We start from the raw sequence: 17,016 nt of genomic DNA on the forward strand, positions 1-17,016 counted from the left end.
CTTCTGCGGCGCGGCGATATGGTCGCGCCATGAGTGTCCAGCTTTCCGTCCAGTTCTCGGCCGATCAGGCCGATGCCTACGATCAGGTGTCCGACCTTCTGCGCAAGGCAGGGGTCAACATGGACGATGGCCTGCTGGCCCCGCCACAGGGCAAGGGCACCGGCGTGATGGCCGTGATCGGCAAGGCCGGGTCGGGCAAGACATTGCTTCTGGCCGAGCTTTACAAGGCCCTGCGCGCCGCCGGTGTGGACATCGTTTCCGGCGATTGGGAAAGCCGCACCAAGAAGGACAAGCGCACGCTGGCGATCCTTGCGCCGACGAACAAAGCGGCCAGCGTACTGCGCTTTCGGGGCGTGCCGGCGACCACGATTCACCGGATCCTCTACACGCCGGTCTATGACCCGGAATACGAACGCGTGGCCCAGTGGCTGGCGGGCGAGGGCGACAAGCCCGAGATCGAGGGCCTGACCGACGAGGCCCTGGACCGCGCCGCCGCGTTCTATGCCCGCAACCCGTCGATCCCCGGCGCTCTGATGACGGCCGGCCTGCGCGGATCGGATTTCATCACCGGATGGAAACGGCGCGAAGATCCTTTGGATATCGGCTTTATCGACGAAGCCTCGATGCTCGACGAAAAGCAGTTCGAGGATCTGCAGGAGATCTTCCCCAACCTCGTCCTGTTCGGCGACCCGGCGCAGCTGGCGCCAGTCGGGCAGTCGGGCCAGATGATCTTCGACGGGCTGGACGGCCCCCGCAAGCTGGAGCTGAGCCGCGTGCACCGGCAGGATGCGGACAACCCGATCCTCGATCTGGCCCATGCGCTGGCCGATCCGCAGCTGGAATTCGCGGATTTCGAACGAATGGTCGAGGACGCGTCGAAGAAGGACGAACGCATCGTCTGGGGCCAGCGCGTCGAGGTCGACCTGATGGCGCGGAGCCCGGTGCTTGTCTGGCGCAACGCGACGCGCATCCGTCTGATCCAGGCCTTCCGTACCGTCCACGGCGCGCCGATAGACGAGCTTCTGGAGGGCGAACCCCTGATCTGCGACGGGATCGAGCTGCCGGCGAAGCACCGCAAGAAACGGCTGGATCTGGAAGCGCGCGGGCTGATCAAGGGGGCGCAGGTGATCTACCTGGGCCCCGGACGACGCCCGGGCTTTTCACGGTTGCATGTGATGGGCGCGGAAGAACCTCAGGTCTCCGCCGCCTCCATCGTCAAGATCGAGAAGCCGGACGAGGAAGAACCCTTCATCCCCTTCGCGGCCAACATGGGGGCCACGTTCCTGCACGGCGCGGCGGTCACGATCCACAAGGCCCAAGGCTCGCAATGGGATACGGTGCAGGTTTTCGCGCCGGATCTGTTCGTGGCTGCGCGGATGGGGCGGGTGGAAGCCGGGCAGCCGCTATGGAAACGGCTGGCCTATGTGGCGATCACGCGGGCGCAGGAACGCCTGATCTGGGTCGTGCGCAACCGGCTGTCGAAACCGTCCCACGGGTTGCAGATCGACGATCTGCGCAGCATCGCGCCGGCAGAACTGACGCTGGAAGTCCAGTCTGAGGACGGCTGAACCGAAGCTCAGCCGCGATGCGCGCCATCGGCAAGCGACGCGACGAAGTCCAGCACCTCGGCCACGGGTGCGCCGGAGGCGAGCTTTGACACGATGGCCGATCCCACGACCGCACCGTCCGAGACTCCGGCCATGGCCTGCGATGCCTCGGGGGTGCGGATGCCGAAGCCCACGACGACCGGCAGATCGGTCTGCGATTTGATGCGCGCCACTTCCGGCCCGACATGATCGGCCTGTGCCTCGGCAGCACCTGTGATGCCGGTGATCGAGACGTAATAGACAAAGCCCGACGTGTTCTCGAGCACCTTGGGCAGGCGCTTGTTATCGGTCGTGGGCGTGGCGAGGCGGATGAAGTTCAGCCCGGTCTTCTGCGCGGGAACGCACAGTTCGTCATCTTCCTCGGGCGGCAGGTCGACGACGATCAGGCCGTCGACGCCGGCCTCGTTCGCGTCGGCCAGGAAGGTGTCGACGCCGCGGCTGTAGATCGGGTTGTAATAGCCCATCAGCACGATGGGGGTCGTGTCGTCATCCGCCCGGAAGCGGCGGACCATGTCGAGCACGTCCTGAAGCGTGGTGCCGGACGCCAGCGCGCGCTGGCCGGCTGCCTGGATCGTGGGGCCGTCGGCCATGGGATCGGTGAAGGGAACGCCCAGCTCGATCACGTCCACACCGGCGGCGGGCAGGCCCTTCATCAGCTCGAAAGAGGTTTCCAGATCCGGATCGCCGGCCATCATGTAGGCCACGAAGGCCTTGCGGTTGGCTGTTTTGAGCGCACTGAACTTGGCGTCGATCCGGGTCATGATGTGTCCTGTCGCTTTCTTTGTGATCTCTCCTGCAGAAAAGCGACGCCAAGATCAATGGTTGCTGCATCGGTAATGCCAGTTGCCTGTTTGATTGGCGGTTTGCGACATTTCAGCGTCGCATTCCGGCGCTCCGGTTGCAGGTCCCGGGAGGGGACCATAGGGTCTGCCGCAATTGCAACGGATGACAGTGGCCCGGGATACTGGGGAACTGCGGAAAGTGGAGAATGGCCGTACTGACCGAAGCGGAAGAAATTTCTGATATCGCATTTGCCTACATGGGCTCGAAAGCCCTGTTTGCCGCGCTCGAAGTCGGGCTGTTCACCGGCCTGGCAAAGGGGCCTGCGACCGAGGCGAGCCTGGCTAAGGAAACCGGCCTGCCGGAGGAGCGCGTGCGCACGCTGGTGACGGCGCTGACCGGCATGGGCGTCGTCCAGCGGACGGAAAACGGGATCGAGAACTCGCCCGCCGCGGACGCTTTCCTTGTGAAAGGTGCGAAATACGATTTCGGCGACTACCTGCGGCTGCAGGTGGGCAAGCAGATGTATCCGCTGATGGACCAGATCGACGGTGCGCTGGCGGGCACGCTTTCGACGGAAGAAACGGCCTCCTACGCGCAGTGGTTTTCCGATCCGACCGAAGCGCGGCTGTATTCCGAAAGCCAGCATGCAGGCTCTGTCGGCCCGGCGCGCAGCCTGCTGAAGCGGGTGGACCTGTCGGAGGCGAAGACGCTTCTGGACGTGGGCGGCGGTACGGCGGCCTTCGACATCACGTTGTGCAAGGCGCATCCGCAGCTTAAGGCGACGGTGGTTGAGTTCCCGAACGTCGCGGCCATCGGCAAGGAATTCGTCGAAGAGGCGGGTCTGTCCGACCGGATTTCCTACGTCGAAGGCAACGCGCTGGAGACGGAATGGCCCGAAGGGCACGATATCGTCGTGATGTCCTACCTGTTCTCGGGTGTGCCGGATCACACCCATGACGACCTGATCAAGCGGGCCTTCGACAACCTCGTGCCGGGTGGCCGTCTGCTGCTGCACGATTTCATCGTCGATGCAGACCGGACCGGGCCCAAGAACACGGCGTTGTGGCAGCTGCAGCACACCGCCTTCACGCCGGAAGCGCGGTCCCTGTCGGATGACTGGGTTGCCAATGCGATGGAGAAGGCCGGGTTCACGAATGTCGACGTCTCTCCGCTGATCCCGGGGATGACGAAACTGGCGCAGGGCACCAAGCCCTGACGATCCTGCCGCCGTGCCCGGAGCGCGGGCGCGGCGGCCCACCCACCCTCCCCCCGGGCGGCCCCCTTGCGGGATCCGCCCTCGCCACCGCGCCCGCGCTCCGTTTCCATTGATGGTCCCGGCTTGGGTCCCTTGCACTGGCGGGGCATCGTGCCTAGAGACGGCGCAACATGAGCTGCGCCAAGGAGATCGGGCAATGGGGTTTCGGATGGGGATCGTGGGCTTGCCGAATGTCGGCAAGTCGACCTTGTTCAACGCACTGACGCGCACGGCGGCGGCGCAGGCTGCCAACTTCCCGTTCTGCACGATCGAGCCGAATGTCGGTGAGGTTGCCGTGCCGGATGCGCGGCTGGAGAAACTGGCCGGGATCGCCGGGTCGAAGCAGATCATTCCCACGCGCATGACATTCGTCGATATCGCGGGGCTGGTGAAGGGCGCGTCGAAAGGCGAGGGCCTGGGCAACCAGTTCCTGGCCAATATCCGCGAAACGGATGCCATTGCCCACGTGCTGCGCTGTTTCGAAGATGGCGACGTGACCCACGTGGAAGGTCGTGTCGATCCGGTGGCCGATGCCGAGACCATCGAGACCGAGCTGATGCTCGCCGACATGGAATCGATCGAGAAGCGCATGCAGGGCCTCCTGCGCAAGGTCCGCGGCGGCGACAAGGAGGCTGTCCAGCAGGAGCGTCTGCTGAAGGAAGCGGCGGCGATGCTGGACGAAGGCAAGCCCGCGCGCATGGTCGAGGTGGCCGAAGACGATCTGAAGGCCTGGAAGGGATTGCAGCTGCTGACCACCAAGCCGGTTCTGTACGTCTGCAACGTTTCCGAGGAAGAGGCGGCCGAGGGCAATGCCCATTCCGCCGCCGTGGCCGCGATGGCCGCAGCCGAGGGCAATTCACACGTGATCATCAGCGCGCAGATCGAGGAAGAGATCAGCCAGCTGGAACCGGACGAGGCGACCGAATTCCTGGGCGAGATGGGGCTGGAAGAACCCGGGCTCGACCGGCTGATCCGCGCGGGTTACGAACTTTTGCATCTCGAGACCTATTTCACTGTCGGCCCCAAGGAAGCGCGGGCCTGGACGATCCGGGAAGGCACGCAGGCCCCGCAGGCGGCTGGCGTGATCCACGGCGATTTCGAGAAGGGCTTCATCCGGGCCGAGACGATCGCCTATGACGATTTCGTGTCGCTGGGCGGCGAACAGGCCGCCAAGGAGGCCGGCAAGATGCGGGCCGAGGGCAAGAGCTATGTCGTCAAGGATGGCGACGTGATGCACTTCCTGTTCAACACCTGAGGCGCCCTGAAGCCGGGCCGCGGGGATCGGTCGAGGGGCGGTCTGCCTCCGGCGGGAGTATTTGGGAAAAGAAGAAATGGGCCCGCGCTTTGCGGCCCGGCCATCGGCATCCTGCGCATCTTCTTTGGTCTTCAAATGCCTCGGGGGTCGGGGGGCAGCGCCCCCAGCCTTTGCCCGCAGCGAAAAAAGGACGCATTGGCATCTGTTTCCCCCCGACTGTCGCATAACTGTTTCCTTCCCGGGATAGGCGCGCCCGTAGCCGGTTCGTCCGGATACGCATTCACAATCCTGGGATATCTCCGATGACCATTACACGCCGTACAGCGCTGCAGGCCACCGCCGCAGCCGTCGCCGCTCCTGCACTTCTGCGCGCCTCGGACGCGCTTGCCTCCTCGGGCAGCGTCAAGGTCTTCGCCTGGCAGGATTACATTCAGCCGAACATCGCCGAGAAGTTCGAAGCCGACACCGGCATCACGCTGGACCTGACGACCTTCGGATCGAACGACGAAGCGGAATCGACCGTCCGCGCCAATGGCGGCAAGGGCTTCGACGTCGTCTTCCCGTCGATCACCAACGTGCCGAACTACATGGACGACAATGGCGAAAGCTTCTTCGCGCCGATCCCGTCGGATGTGAACACGGGCGCGATCTTCCCGTCCTTCCTGCGCGACAGCGCGTCGCTGGGCGGCGTGCAGGGGGGCGAGCAGGTCGTGCTGCCCTTCGACTGGGGCACCGAAGGTATCACGCTGAACCGGGCCGCGATGGACATTTCGGACGCGGATCTGAGCTATGGCGATCTTTGGGTCCCCGAAGCCAAGGGCAAGGCGGCGTTCCGCCAGAAATCGGCGCTGATCGGTGCGGGCCTCTACCTGGATGCGACGGGCGAAGTGCCGTCGAACCGGATGCTGGACGTCTACAAGTCGGAAGAGGATGCGCGCCGCGTGTTCGATGCCGTCGCCAAGTTCATGATCGCGCACAAGGAAAACTTCGGCGCGTTCTGGAACAACGCCACCGAAGCGACCGCCGCCTTCAAGGAAGCCGGCTGTGTCATCGGCCAGACCTGGGACACGACCGGCCTGCTGCTGAACCGCGAAAACGCCGATTACGTCTACCGCGCGCCCAAGGAAGGCATCATCACCTGGCTGGACAGCTTCGGCATCCTGAAGGGCGCCGAGAACACCGAACAGGCCGTGGCGTTCATGAACTTCATGCTGCAGCCGGAAGTGGGGGGCATGTTCTCGAACAACACCGGCTACAACTCGGCCGTGACCGGCGCTGCCGAGTATGCATCGGAAGAGTTCAAGGCGCAGTTCCTCGAGGTCTACACGCCCGAGGTTCTGGGCAACATGTGGTGGTGGCAGGCCGACACGCCGTTCTACGCGCCGGTCGTCAACGAATACGTCGAAACCATCACCAACGCCTGATCGGGCCTTGGTCGAAACCGGGGGCGGCCCTTTGCGGGGCCGCTCCCTTGCGGTGTGCAAGGGGCAGAAGATGCGCGGCAAGGACGTGGTGCTGGACGGGGTGTCGATCACCTATCCGAACGGGTTTACGGCGGTCCAGCCGACCGATCTGAGGATCGAGGCCGGCGAGTTCTTTTCCATTCTCGGCCCATCCGGATGCGGCAAGACGACGATCCTGCGCGCGGTTTCGGGCTTTGTCGAACCCACGGACGGTCGGGTCCTGATCGGAGGCGAGGACCAGCGTGGAATCGGCCCCAATGCGCGTCCCACGGCGCTGATTTTCCAGAACCTTGCCCTGTTTCCGCTGATGTCGGTGTGGGAGAACGTGGCCTTCGGGCTGGAGGCGCGCGGCCTGGGCCGCCGCGCCCGGCGCGAGAGGGCGCAGGAACTGCTCGACCTCGTGGCCCTGCCCGACCAGGGGGACAAGAAGCCGGGGGAACTGTCGGGCGGTCAACGCCAGCGGGTCGCCATCGCGCGGGCGCTGGCGGTGGAGCCTGCGGTGCTGCTGCTCGATGAGCCGCTCTCGGCGCTGGATCTGAAGCTGCGCCAGCACATGCGGGCGGAACTGAGGGCGATCCAGCAGAAGACGGGCGTGACCTTCATCTACATCACCCACGACCAGGGCGAGGCACTGACCATGTCTGACCGAATCGCCGTGATGAACAACGGCGTGGTCGAACAGGTGGGCTCTGGCGACCAGATCTATTCCCGGCCACGGACCGCTTTCGCGGCGTCTTTCGTCGGCGAAACCAACATGTTGCAGGGCAAGGTCGTGCAGGTGTCAGACGGTATGGCGGCGGTGGAGACGGACATCGGCCCGATGCAGGGGCGCAACCCGACGGGGTTGCAACCCGGCGATCCGGCGATGCTGTTCTTCCGGCCCGAGGTGCTGCGCATGGGCGCGGGCCAGAACCGGCTGACCGGCACGCTGGTGCGGCGGGATCTGGAAGGGGCGTTCGTGAACCTTTTCTTCGATGTCGCAGGCCACAGCCTGACGATGCACCAGACGAATACGGGCGCTGCCATGGGCAGCCACGTGGTGCCTTTGAACGATACGGTCGATCTGGGCTTTGATGCCACCGATGCTGTCGTCCTGCCGGAAAGCGCGATGGCCCGCACCGGCCGCGAAATGGCGGGACAATGAAGGGGCTCGCGCAGGGATTCGGCCGCGGGCTGACCATCGCCTTCTTCGTGGCCGTCGTGGCCTGGGGGCTGGTGCTGATTATCCTGCCGCAGCTGACGATGCTGGAACGCGCGTTGACGGCGCCGGCGCGGCAGCTTGACAGTTCCATCGCGCTGCAGCTGTCGCGAGACGCGAATACCTGCATCAGCGTGTTGAAAACGTACGAAAACGCCGAACCCGCCCAGCAATCTTCCGGTGGTCTGCCGGTGCCGTCCGTGTCCGGGATGGCGGTGCCCTCGGCCTCGACCATGGCGGTTCCAAGCGCGTCCGGCATGGGCATTCCGTCGATCAACGGCGGCGCGGGTACGGGCGAGGCGACGCGGCCCTATATCCTGCAATGCGACCGGGCCACGACCCACCGCCAGATGGTGCGCGGTCCGGGGGAAGAGGCGTGGCTCGATACGCTGTTCGACATTCCGGACCTGTCGGTCGACGACACCGACCCGATCCCGGACCAGATCGCCACCGCAGGCGAAATCGCGGCGATCGGGCAGGATCTTTATGAACGGATGCAGGCCGAGGAGGCGAAGGCCTTTCCCTATTCCGGCACCAATTTCGAGCAGCTATTCGCCGCGCGCGCGATCCCGATGTCGGCCGAACAGAAGGCGATCGAGAACGCCCGGCCGTCCAAGATCCTCTACAGCCTGATCGGGCTCCGGTTCGAACGCGACGGGCAGATGTACGAACGGCTGGGCCTTGTCACGCTGTTCCGCACGCTGGCTTTCGCCGTCATGGCCACGGCGCTGGCGCTGGTCCTGTGTTACCCGGTGGCCTACAAGGTGGCGCTGGCCACGCCGCCGGACCGCGCGGTCTGGCTGTTCCTGGGGCTGGTGATTCCCTACGCCATCGTCGAGCTGATGCGCGTCTATGCCTGGACCACGATCATCGACACGAACGGGCTGATCAACGGGCTGCTGACCCAGATCGGGATCATCTCCGAACCGATCCGGTTCAAGCGGATGCCTGGCACCGTTTTCCTCGTGATCGTCTACACCTACGTGCTGTTCATGGTGTTCCCGATCTTCAACGTCATGTCGACGCTGGACCGTAACCAGATCGAGGCTGCGCGGGACCTTGGCGCTTCGATGACCCGCGTTCACCGCCGCATCGTCATCCCGCATTCCAAGCCCGGAATCGCAGTGGGTTGCATCGCGACCTTCATGCTGGCGGCCGGCGCCTTTTCCGTGCCTCGGATCATCTCTCGCGGGCTTCAGGCCGACTGGTTCAGCCAGACGATCTACAACAAGTTCTTCGAATCCGAGAACTCGAACGTCGGCGCGGCCTATTCGTTCTTCTACACGATGCTCTGCTTCGCCATCGTGGCTCTGTTCATGATGATCATGCGAACGCGCCTGAAAGATTTCGCGAGGGTTCAATGAGATCCGATCGGCTTTTGAACCTGTACACGACCGCGTTCCTGATCTTCATGTTCGCGCCGCTGCTGTTGATGATCCTGTCGTCGTTCAACAATACCTCCCCGCCATCCGTCACCGAATTTCACGGGCTGACGGGCAAGTGGTACGCGTTCTTCTGGATGTCCGACGCGCAGTTGGCGGCCGATCCGGTGCTGCGCTCGCTCGACCGGGGTCGGTTCGTGTCGTGCTTCGGCAACTCGCTTGTGGTGGCGTCCATGGTCGTGCCGCTGTCGCTGATCCTGGGGCTGGCCGGCGCCGTGCTGCTGACCCGCTGGCGAAGCCGGGCGAACGGTGTGCTGTGGTGGGTGCTCTTGTCGCCGATGCTGGCGCCGGGGATCGTGCTGGGCTTGGGCGCGCTGGTCTTCTGGGGGCGCGTGGGGATCAACGCAGGCCTCTTCACCATCATCATGGCGCAGGTGACCTTCATCGCCGGCTACCCGATGCTGATCCTAATGGCCCGCCTGCAACGCCAGCCCATCGAGCTTGAGGAGGCGGCGCTGGATCTGGGCGCGACGCCCTTCCGGGTTTTCCGCCGCCTGACATTGCCTTACCTTGCGCCGGCCTTGATTTCGGCGGGTGTTATCGCCCTGATGGCATCGATGGAGAACTACAACACCACGATGTTCGCCAAGGGCGGTTCGTGCACCTTTGCCACGGAAATCGGGGCCATGGCGCGCAACCCGAACGGCCATCCGCCGGTGATCAACGCCGTCGGCACGGCCATCATCGCGATCACGGTTCTGGCCGCGCTGGCGCATACCTTCCTGCTGAAGCGCGAGCGCGCCAAGGCATGATCACCGCGCGCTGCCATCCCGCTCTGCTGCCGATCCTGCCGCCACCCGTTCCGGCCGCGAAGACATTGCCCGACTGGCTGCGGGAGATGCCGTCGGAGGCCCCGGCCGACCTGCTCGATGGGGAGGCTGTGCGGACGCTGAAGCACTGCCCGCCGATCCTGGATGCAATGGGCGCGGGCGTTCTTGTCCCGCTTGCGACGGACCTGACGGTCGAGAATGGAGAGATCTCGTGGGACTGGGATCCCCCGGTCCTGCCCGAAACGCTCATCTCCCGGGCGCCCATCGGGATGCATGTGCCCGAACAGGCCAAAGGCGCGCCATTCGGGTTGACCGACGGGATGGTGGTGAAGTTCCTGAACTTCTGGACCTTCGAAGTCCCAGAGGGTTATTCGCTGCTCTTCACCCATCCGCTGAACCGTCCCGATCTGCCGTTCCGCACGCTGGCGGGGCTGGTCGATTGCGACGGCTTCCGGGACGGCTATGTGCATTTCCCCGCGCTGTGGCCCGATCCCGACTGGCAGGGCGTTCTGCCCGCCGGAACGCCCGTGGCCCAGGTCGTCGCGGTTCCGCGGGAGGCGCAGGGCCTGACTATCCTGCCGATGACCGAGGCGCAGGTTGCCGCAAATCGGGATGTGCAGGAGGCCTTGCAAACCCGCCGGGGCGTCTACCGGAAAGAGCATCGCCATCGGTCCTGACGAAGCGCGTTCGTGCGCGGCATTGAAGGCGCAAAGCTGAGAGTGATTTGCCGGCCGATGTTCATTCAATTGAACGACCGGCTGGTTCACGACCGGCCTGGCACCCGCAAGGGCACCCGGCCCTTCGATACCCGCATCATTGTTTTCAACGCCGCCTCGCGGCCCGCGGGGCGCGCCAGCAACGCCTGCCGCAGATCCTCGGCCCGCTCATCGCCGGTTTCGGCCGCGATACGGTAGAGCGCTTCGTCGGCCTCTGCATCGCCGGCCAGCGGGGACCACGCGGTCTTCGCCGCCTCGTAATTGCCCGACCGGAGCGCGACCCGGCCCAGTGACCGCCGCGCGTCCATGTCCTCTGGCGCCAGCGCGCAGGCCCTGGTGAAGGCATGCAGCGCAAGGGGGAAATCGTTCTCCATCAAGGCTGTCCGGCCCAGTTCGTACCAGCTGTCGGCATGGCCCGGCCTGCGCGCGACCGCTTTGCGCAGCTGCACCAGCGCGGCACCGGGGCGGTCCTGTTCCAGCAGTACCTTGCCCAGGTTATACAAGACCGCCCCGTCCGCCTTCTTCGACGACGCAGCCCGGCGCAGCAGCTTTTCAGCCTGCCCCCAGTCCCGCGCCATCAGCGCGGCGGTCAGCTTGTCTGGACCGGGCATCGCCGGGTTCCCCTTGCGGTCGCGGCGCCCGGGACCGGGACGCCAATGCTTTGCTGATACCGCAAAGCGATACAGTGTTCAGCCCCGAAGCGTCGTCCGCGTCCGTGTCACGCGGTGTCGTGCGTTGCGTCCCGGCCCGCTTGGCCCCATGCTGCCCGGGGTCACGGGAGGAGCGCAGATGGCAGGACCGCTTTCGGGCATTCGCATTGTCGACCTGACGACGATGATCTCGGGGCCCCTGGCCACGATGATTCTTGCCGACCAGGGGGCCGAGGTCATCAAGATCGAACATCCGCAGGGTGGCGATCACAGCCGTCAGGTGGCGGGCCGGCGCGGGGGCTTTTCGGCGTCGTTCCTGAACAACAACCGCGGCAAGCGATCCGTCACGCTGAACCTGAAGGACCCGCGCGGTGTTCAGGCCGTGCTGAAGCTGTGCGAAACGGCCGATGTCTTCATCCAGAACTTCCGTCCCGGGGCCGCCGACAGGCTGGGGCTGGGCGAGGCCGCGGTGCGAGCCGTCAAGCCGGACATCGTCTATGCCTCGATCGCCGGCTTCGGGTTCGAAGGCGATTGGGCGGGCCGGCCCGTCTACGATCCGCTGATCCAGGCGCTGTCGGGGCTGGCCAGCGTGCAGGGCGCGGGCGGGCGGCCCCGGCTGGTGCGCACGATCCTGCCTGACAAGGTGACCGCGATACAGGCATCGCAGGCAATAACCGCCGCGCTGTTCGCGCGCGAACGCACGGGGCAGGGCACGGCGCTGACGCTGTCCATGCTGGATACGGTCGCGCATTTCCTGTGGAGCTCGGACATGTCGGGCCACACCTTCGTGGGCGACGAGGATCCGGAGACGACCGGCACCGAGGCGCAGAGTTTCATCGAACTGATCTACGAAACCGCCGACGGCTGGATGGCCGTGTCGGCCCATACGGACGTGACGTGGAAAGGGCTGGCCGCCGCGGTGAACCGCCCCGACTGGCTGACCGACCCGAGGTTCCTGACCGTCCCCCTGCGCGAGATCAACAAACCCGCGCGGCTGGAGATCACGCAGGAGGCGCTGCTGGCCGACACCACCGCCAACTGGATGGAGCGGCTGACGGCGCATGACGTGCCCTGCGCCCCGGTCCTGACACGGGCCGAGCTGTATCGCCATCCGCAGGTCATCGCGAACGAGGCCGTTTTCGAGGCCGACCACCCGCAGGCCGGCCGCATCCGGCAGGCGCGGTCCCCGGCGCGGTTCTCGACCCTGCCGCTGGACCGACCCGATCCGGCCCATCAGCTGGGCGCGGATACCGAAGCGGTGCTGGCGCAGCTGGGCTATACGACAGACGACATCAAGATGCTGATCGCCGAGGGCATCGCCACCGGCCCGCAGGAGGGGGAAGAATGATCGATTTCCATTACGCGCCCACGCCCAATGGCTGGAAGGTGGCGATCATGCTAGAGGAATGCGGGCTGGAGTACACCACGCACCTGATCCGGCTGTCGGATGGCGACCAGTTCAAGCCCGAGTTCCTTGCCATCAGCCCAAACGCGAAGATGCCCGCCATCGTCGACCATGATCCCGGCGATGGCTGGGACGGTCCGGTGCCGGTGTTCGAGAGCGGGGCCATCATGCTGTACCTCGCCGACAGGACCGGGCAGTTCGCGCCAAAGGCCGACGACAGGCGCGGGCGGAAGGAGCTGATGGAATGGCTCTTCTGGCAGGTCGGCAACCAGGGGCCGATGGGCGGGCAGCTGAGCCATTTCCAGAACTACGCGCCCGAGGACGACAAGGATTACGGGTTCAAACGTTACCTGGGCGAATATGACCGCAACCTCGGTGTACTCGAAAACCGGTTGGAGCAGGGCGATTGGCTGGTCGGCGGCGCCTATTCCATTGCCGACATGCTGGCCTTTCCGTGGGTCTTCATCGCCAAGCCGCTGGGCGCGTCGCTGGACGAATTCCCCCGCGTGGCCGACTGGCGCGCTCGGATCAAGGCGCGGCCGGCGGTGCAGCGGGCCATCGACCTGCACAAGGCGAACCAGAACCGCGGGCAGCACCGGGTCGACAACAACAAGGTGCTGTTCAGCCAGACCTCGGCGTCGCTGAGACCGGGCAAGGGTTGATCTTCGGCCGTGCGTTCAGGCACGATTGGCCCGCCGTACGTGCATGAATGCATGCCTTCACGACCCGTCGATGTGTACACTGCACCGGGCATCCCGTGGCGGCAGGTCTTGGCAAGAGACGTGGCGTCAGGTTAGTTTCGGGAAAGGCGGTAGAACTTACAAACCGCGAACAGGGAGAACATAATGCAGAAGTTTTTGACCGGAGCCGCAGTCGCGGCATTGTCCGTTGCCTTTGTTGCCGAAGCATCGGCGACCGAGTGGAATGCCTCGGTCTGGGGCAAGCGCCGGGCCTTCACCGAACATGTCGAGAAGCTGGCCGAGCTGGTCTCGGAAAAGACAGATGGCGAGTTCACGATCAACGTGTCCTATGGCGGCCTGTCGAAACCGCGTGAAAACCTCGACGGGATCGAGATCGGCGCGTTCGAGATGGCGCAGTTCTGCGCGGGCTACCATGCCGACAAGAACCCTTCGATCACCGTGCTGGAACTGCCGTTCCTGGGCGTGAACACGCTGGAAGAGGAAGTTGCCGTCAGCCATGCCGTCTATGACCATCCGGCCGTGGCCGACGATCTGGGCCGCTGGAATGCCAAGCTGCTGATGACCTCGCCCATGCCGCAGTACAATATCGTCGGCACCGGTGATCCGCGTGACGAGCTGGCCGAATTCGACGGCATGCGCGTTCGCGCGACCGGCGGACTGGGCGAAGCGTTCAAGACCGTGGGCGGCGTGCCGACATCGGTTCCGGCAACCGAGGCCTACAACGCGATGGAATCCGGCGTCGTCGACACAGTTGCATTTGCCCCGCACGCGCATCTGAGCTTTGGCACCATCAACCGCGCCGACTGGTGGACCGCGAACCTGAACCCCGGCACCGTGAACTGCCCCGTGGTGGTGAACGTCGACGCCTACGAGGCGCTGAGCCCGGAACACAAGGAAGCGCTCGACAGCTCGGTTGACGAGGCGATCGCGCACTACGTGGACAACTACAACCAGCTGCTGAAGCGCTGGGAAGACGTGCTGGAAGAAAAAGGCGTGACGAAGGTCGAGATCTCGGACGAGCAGCTCGATGCGTTCCGGGCCAAGGCCGCCGACCCGATCCGCGAGCAGTGGATCGCGGACATGAGCGCACAGGGCCTGCCGGCGCAGGAGCTCTACGACATTGTCGTGACGACCCTTCAGGAGCAGCGGGCGGGCAACTGATCCCGTCCGACGCCAATCGATGATTTCGGACAGGGCCGCCTTTGTGCGGCCCTGTCTCTACGCCGCTTCAACACAACCCCAGAGAGGTTCCCATGGCCGGATCCGCTGCCGTTCTTGAAGACGACAGTCTGTTAAGCAGACTCGACCGGACCCTGCTGAAACTGGAAAGCTTCCTTGCGCTTCTCAGCGGGATCGGGGTGTTCGCGCTGATCGCGATGGCGGCGATTTCGGTCGGTGGACGGAACCTCTTCAATGCGCCGCTGCCGGGTTATGTCGACTGGATCGAACAGGCGATGCCGCTGATCGCCTTCATGGGCATCTCGCTTGTGCAGCGCGAGGGCGGTCATATCCGGATGGATATCGTCGTCTCGCGGTTCCGGGGGCGGGCGCTCTGGGCCGTGGAGTTCCTGGGTGTGTTCCTGATCCTTGTGCTGATGGTGATGCTGGTCTGGGGAACCTATTCCCATTTCCAGCGCAGCTTCGACTGGGCCGCACCGATGTGGAGCCGGGACAGCTCCATCGACATCGGCATCCCGCTCTGGCCTGCGAAACTGTTGGCGCCGGTGGCGTTCAGCGTGCTGAGCGTGCGGCTGGTGCTGCAGCTTTGGGGATACGGACGGGCGCTGGTGCTGGGGCTCGATAACCCCGTGGCGGTGCCGATGATACAGGACGTGGCCGAACAGGCCGCGGCCGAGGCACGACAACTCGACGGGCGGGAGTAAGGCCATGGATTCCATTACCATCGGCCTGTGGGTCACCGCAGGCATGCTCGTGCTGGTCGTTCTGGGGATGCGGGTGGCCTTTGCCGCCGGTCTGGCCGGGCTGATCGGGCTGTTCATGATCTTCTGGTCGAAGAAGGGCTTCGACCCCGAAGACATTGGCTGGGCCGTGACCGTGGCCGTGAAGACCGCGGGGCAGGTGCCCCATTCCAAGGTCTCGAGCCAGGCGCTGAGCCTGATCCCCACCTTCATCCTGATCGGCTACCTTGCCTATTACGCCGGGCTGACGCGTGCCCTGTTCGAGGCCGCCAAGCGCTGGATCGCGTGGGTGCCGGGCGGGCTGGCGGTGTCGACCGTCTTTGCCACGGCAGGCTTTGCGGCGGTGTCCGGCGCCTCGGTCGCGACGGCGGCTGTGTTCGCCCGGATCGCGATCCCGGAGATGATCGCCATTGGCTACAACAAACGTTTCGCGGCCGGTGTGGTCGCGGCGGGGGGGACACTCGCGTCGCTGATCCCGCCCTCGGCCATCCTCGTGATTTACGCGATCATCGTGGAACAGGACGTGGGCAAGCTGCTGCTGGCGGGCTTCATCCCCGGCGCGTTTTCGGCGGTGGTCTATGCGGCGCTGATCATTGGTATCGCCATGGTCTTCAAGAACGTGGGCCCGGCAGTGAAGGGCTTTACATGGCGCGAACGGCTGGTGGCGCTGCCGCCCGCGCTGCCCATCGTGGCGGTCGTCGTGATCATCGTGTTCTTCGTCTACAACCCCTTCGGCGATGCCTGGGGCACACCAACGGAAGGCGGCGCGCTGGGTGCTTTCGTCGTCTTCCTGATGGCCCTTGCCCGCGGCATGCGCTGGGGCGAGATGAAATCGGCGCTGATCGAAACGGCGAAGCTGACGGCGATGATCTTCACGATCATCTGGGGCGTGCTGATCTACGTGCGCTTCCTGGGCTTCGCCGATCTGCCGGGCGCGTTTTCCGACTGGATCACCTCGCTCACCATGCCGCCGATGCTGATCCTGATCTGTATCCTTTTGGCCTATGCCGTGCTGGGCATGTTCATGGACGCCATCGGGATGCTGGTCCTGACCCTGCCCGTCGTCTACCCGGCGGTGATGGCGCTGAACGGGGGCGAGGCCGTCGCGGCCGCCGACAGCGCCTTCGGCATGTCGGGCACGATGTGCGCGATCTGGTTCGGGATCCTGGTGGTAAAGATGGCCGAGTTCTGCCTGATCACGCCGCCCATCGGGCTGAACTGTTTCGTCGTGGCGGGCGTCCAGCCCGACCTGAGCGTGCAGGACGTCTTCCGCGGCGTGACCCCGTTCTTCATCGCCGACGGCATCACCATCGCGCTGCTCGTGGCCTTCCCGGCGATCGTTCTGTACCTGCCGTCGCTGGCTGGGTGAGCAGGGGCATAGATCCCCTTGCTTACAAGAAAGGATGCCCTCGCACTGGGGCTGTCCAATTCGACAAATGAGGGTCCTCGCGCTGTCGCGCCATCAGCGCCAGAGCCGAAAGCTTGAAGTCCAATGCGGCCAATCCATAGTCAAAGTCGGCGTTGTGATTTTCGCAATACGAGACGCTGGGGTTTGTAGCCTTCAAAGCTTCGGTTGGGCCACTCCATATCTCAAAGTGAAACCTCTCGTCAGGATTGTCTTCGGGGTCATAAGCCATGTGATATTCTCATCAGATCAAAGAGGCCATGGCACGTCGCCGTCTTCCCATAGTATGCTGCGTGGACCACAAATGTCTTGGAAGGGCTCTTAGCATGCGTAATTGGGCTGACCCTGCACTGAGGTCGAGCTCCCGATAGGATCACAGGAAATCTGTGAGCAAGGGAGACTTCGAATGGAACATTATGTTGGCTTGGATGTGTCGCTGCGGTCCTG

General features: G+C 64.7%; 15 protein-coding genes. 13 read left to right on the forward strand and 2 right to left on the reverse strand.

What is annotated here, in order from left to right; translation table 11 throughout:
* The first annotated feature begins 29 nt into the window (after positions 1-29).
* On the forward strand, positions 30-1,568 hold the full coding sequence (locus tag D4754_RS16820; RefSeq protein ID WP_121065888.1) for an ATP-dependent DNA helicase: 1,539 nt from the start codon (positions 30-32) through the stop codon (positions 1,566-1,568).
* Between the two features lie 8 nt (positions 1,569-1,576).
* On the opposite strand, the gene trpA is transcribed toward D4754_RS16820, so the two are convergent.
* Entirely contained in the window at positions 1,577-2,368 is a 792-nt protein-coding gene (trpA, locus tag D4754_RS16825) for a tryptophan synthase subunit alpha (protein ID WP_121065891.1), read from the reverse strand.
* Positions 2,369-2,595: 227 nt separating this feature from the next.
* On the opposite strand from trpA, the gene D4754_RS16830 reads away from it, so the two are divergent.
* The 7 genes from D4754_RS16830 (at position 2,596) to D4754_RS16860 (ending at position 10,450) form a co-directional block, all read left to right on the forward strand.
* Positions 2,596-3,606 carry a methyltransferase gene (locus D4754_RS16830; protein ID WP_121065894.1) on the forward strand — a complete coding sequence of 337 codons (1,011 nt, stop codon included), beginning with the start codon at positions 2,596-2,598 and terminating at the stop codon, positions 3,604-3,606.
* A gap of 196 nt (positions 3,607-3,802) precedes the next feature.
* The gene (gene ychF, locus D4754_RS16835; RefSeq protein ID WP_121065897.1) at positions 3,803-4,900 is read left to right on the forward strand and encodes a redox-regulated ATPase YchF; all 1,098 of its coding nucleotides are present in this window, start codon (positions 3,803-3,805) and stop codon (positions 4,898-4,900) included.
* Positions 4,901-5,202: 302 nt separating this feature from the next.
* Positions 5,203-6,324 (forward strand): extracellular solute-binding protein, encoded by a 1,122-nt coding sequence (locus D4754_RS16840; protein WP_121065900.1) that lies wholly within the window; start codon positions 5,203-5,205, stop codon positions 6,322-6,324.
* Positions 6,325-6,394: 70 nt separating this feature from the next.
* Positions 6,395-7,507 carry an ABC transporter ATP-binding protein gene (locus tag D4754_RS16845; RefSeq protein ID WP_121065962.1) on the forward strand — a complete coding sequence of 371 codons (1,113 nt, stop codon included), beginning with the start codon at positions 6,395-6,397 and terminating at the stop codon, positions 7,505-7,507.
* Positions 7,504-8,925, forward strand: a complete 1,422-nt coding sequence (locus D4754_RS16850) for an ABC transporter permease (protein WP_121065903.1) — start codon at positions 7,504-7,506, stop codon at positions 8,923-8,925. The genes D4754_RS16845 and D4754_RS16850 overlap by 4 nt, the downstream gene beginning before the upstream one ends.
* Complete coding sequence (locus D4754_RS16855) at positions 8,922-9,755, forward strand: ABC transporter permease (RefSeq protein ID WP_121065906.1); 834 nt, start codon at positions 8,922-8,924, stop codon at positions 9,753-9,755. The genes D4754_RS16850 and D4754_RS16855 overlap by 4 nt, the downstream gene beginning before the upstream one ends.
* Complete coding sequence (locus D4754_RS16860) at positions 9,752-10,450, forward strand: hypothetical protein (RefSeq protein WP_121065909.1); 699 nt, start codon at positions 9,752-9,754, stop codon at positions 10,448-10,450. The genes D4754_RS16855 and D4754_RS16860 overlap by 4 nt, the downstream gene beginning before the upstream one ends.
* Before the next feature lie 86 nt (positions 10,451-10,536).
* Here D4754_RS16860 and D4754_RS16865 read toward each other — a convergent pair whose 3' ends face one another.
* Positions 10,537-11,100: a tetratricopeptide repeat protein gene (locus D4754_RS16865; RefSeq protein WP_121065912.1), complete on the reverse strand. Its 564-nt coding sequence runs from the start codon at positions 11,098-11,100 to the stop codon at positions 10,537-10,539.
* Positions 11,101-11,278: 178 nt separating this feature from the next.
* On the opposite strand from D4754_RS16865, the gene D4754_RS16870 reads away from it, so the two are divergent.
* From D4754_RS16870 to D4754_RS16890, 5 genes are all read left to right on the forward strand, one after another.
* A complete protein-coding gene (locus tag D4754_RS16870) occupies positions 11,279-12,487 on the forward strand; it encodes a CaiB/BaiF CoA transferase family protein (protein ID WP_121065915.1) in 1,209 nt (402 codons plus the stop codon).
* On the forward strand, positions 12,484-13,206 hold the full coding sequence (locus D4754_RS16875; protein ID WP_121065918.1) for a glutathione S-transferase family protein: 723 nt from the start codon (positions 12,484-12,486) through the stop codon (positions 13,204-13,206). Before D4754_RS16870 ends, D4754_RS16875 begins: the two co-directional genes overlap by 4 nt.
* Before the next feature lie 183 nt (positions 13,207-13,389).
* Entirely contained in the window at positions 13,390-14,406 is a 1,017-nt protein-coding gene (locus D4754_RS16880; protein ID WP_121065921.1) for a C4-dicarboxylate TRAP transporter substrate-binding protein, read from the forward strand.
* Positions 14,407-14,498: 92 nt separating this feature from the next.
* The gene (locus tag D4754_RS16885) at positions 14,499-15,128 is read left to right on the forward strand and encodes a TRAP transporter small permease subunit (protein ID WP_121065924.1); all 630 of its coding nucleotides are present in this window, start codon (positions 14,499-14,501) and stop codon (positions 15,126-15,128) included.
* A gap of 4 nt (positions 15,129-15,132) precedes the next feature.
* Positions 15,133-16,533 carry a TRAP transporter large permease gene (locus tag D4754_RS16890; protein ID WP_121065927.1) on the forward strand — a complete coding sequence of 467 codons (1,401 nt, stop codon included), beginning with the start codon at positions 15,133-15,135 and terminating at the stop codon, positions 16,531-16,533.
* The last annotated feature ends 483 nt before the right edge of the window (positions 16,534-17,016 follow it).

This window comes from Chachezhania antarctica, from assembly GCF_003646465.1.
Classification (GTDB): Bacteria; Pseudomonadota; Alphaproteobacteria; order Rhodobacterales; family Rhodobacteraceae; genus Chachezhania; species Chachezhania antarctica.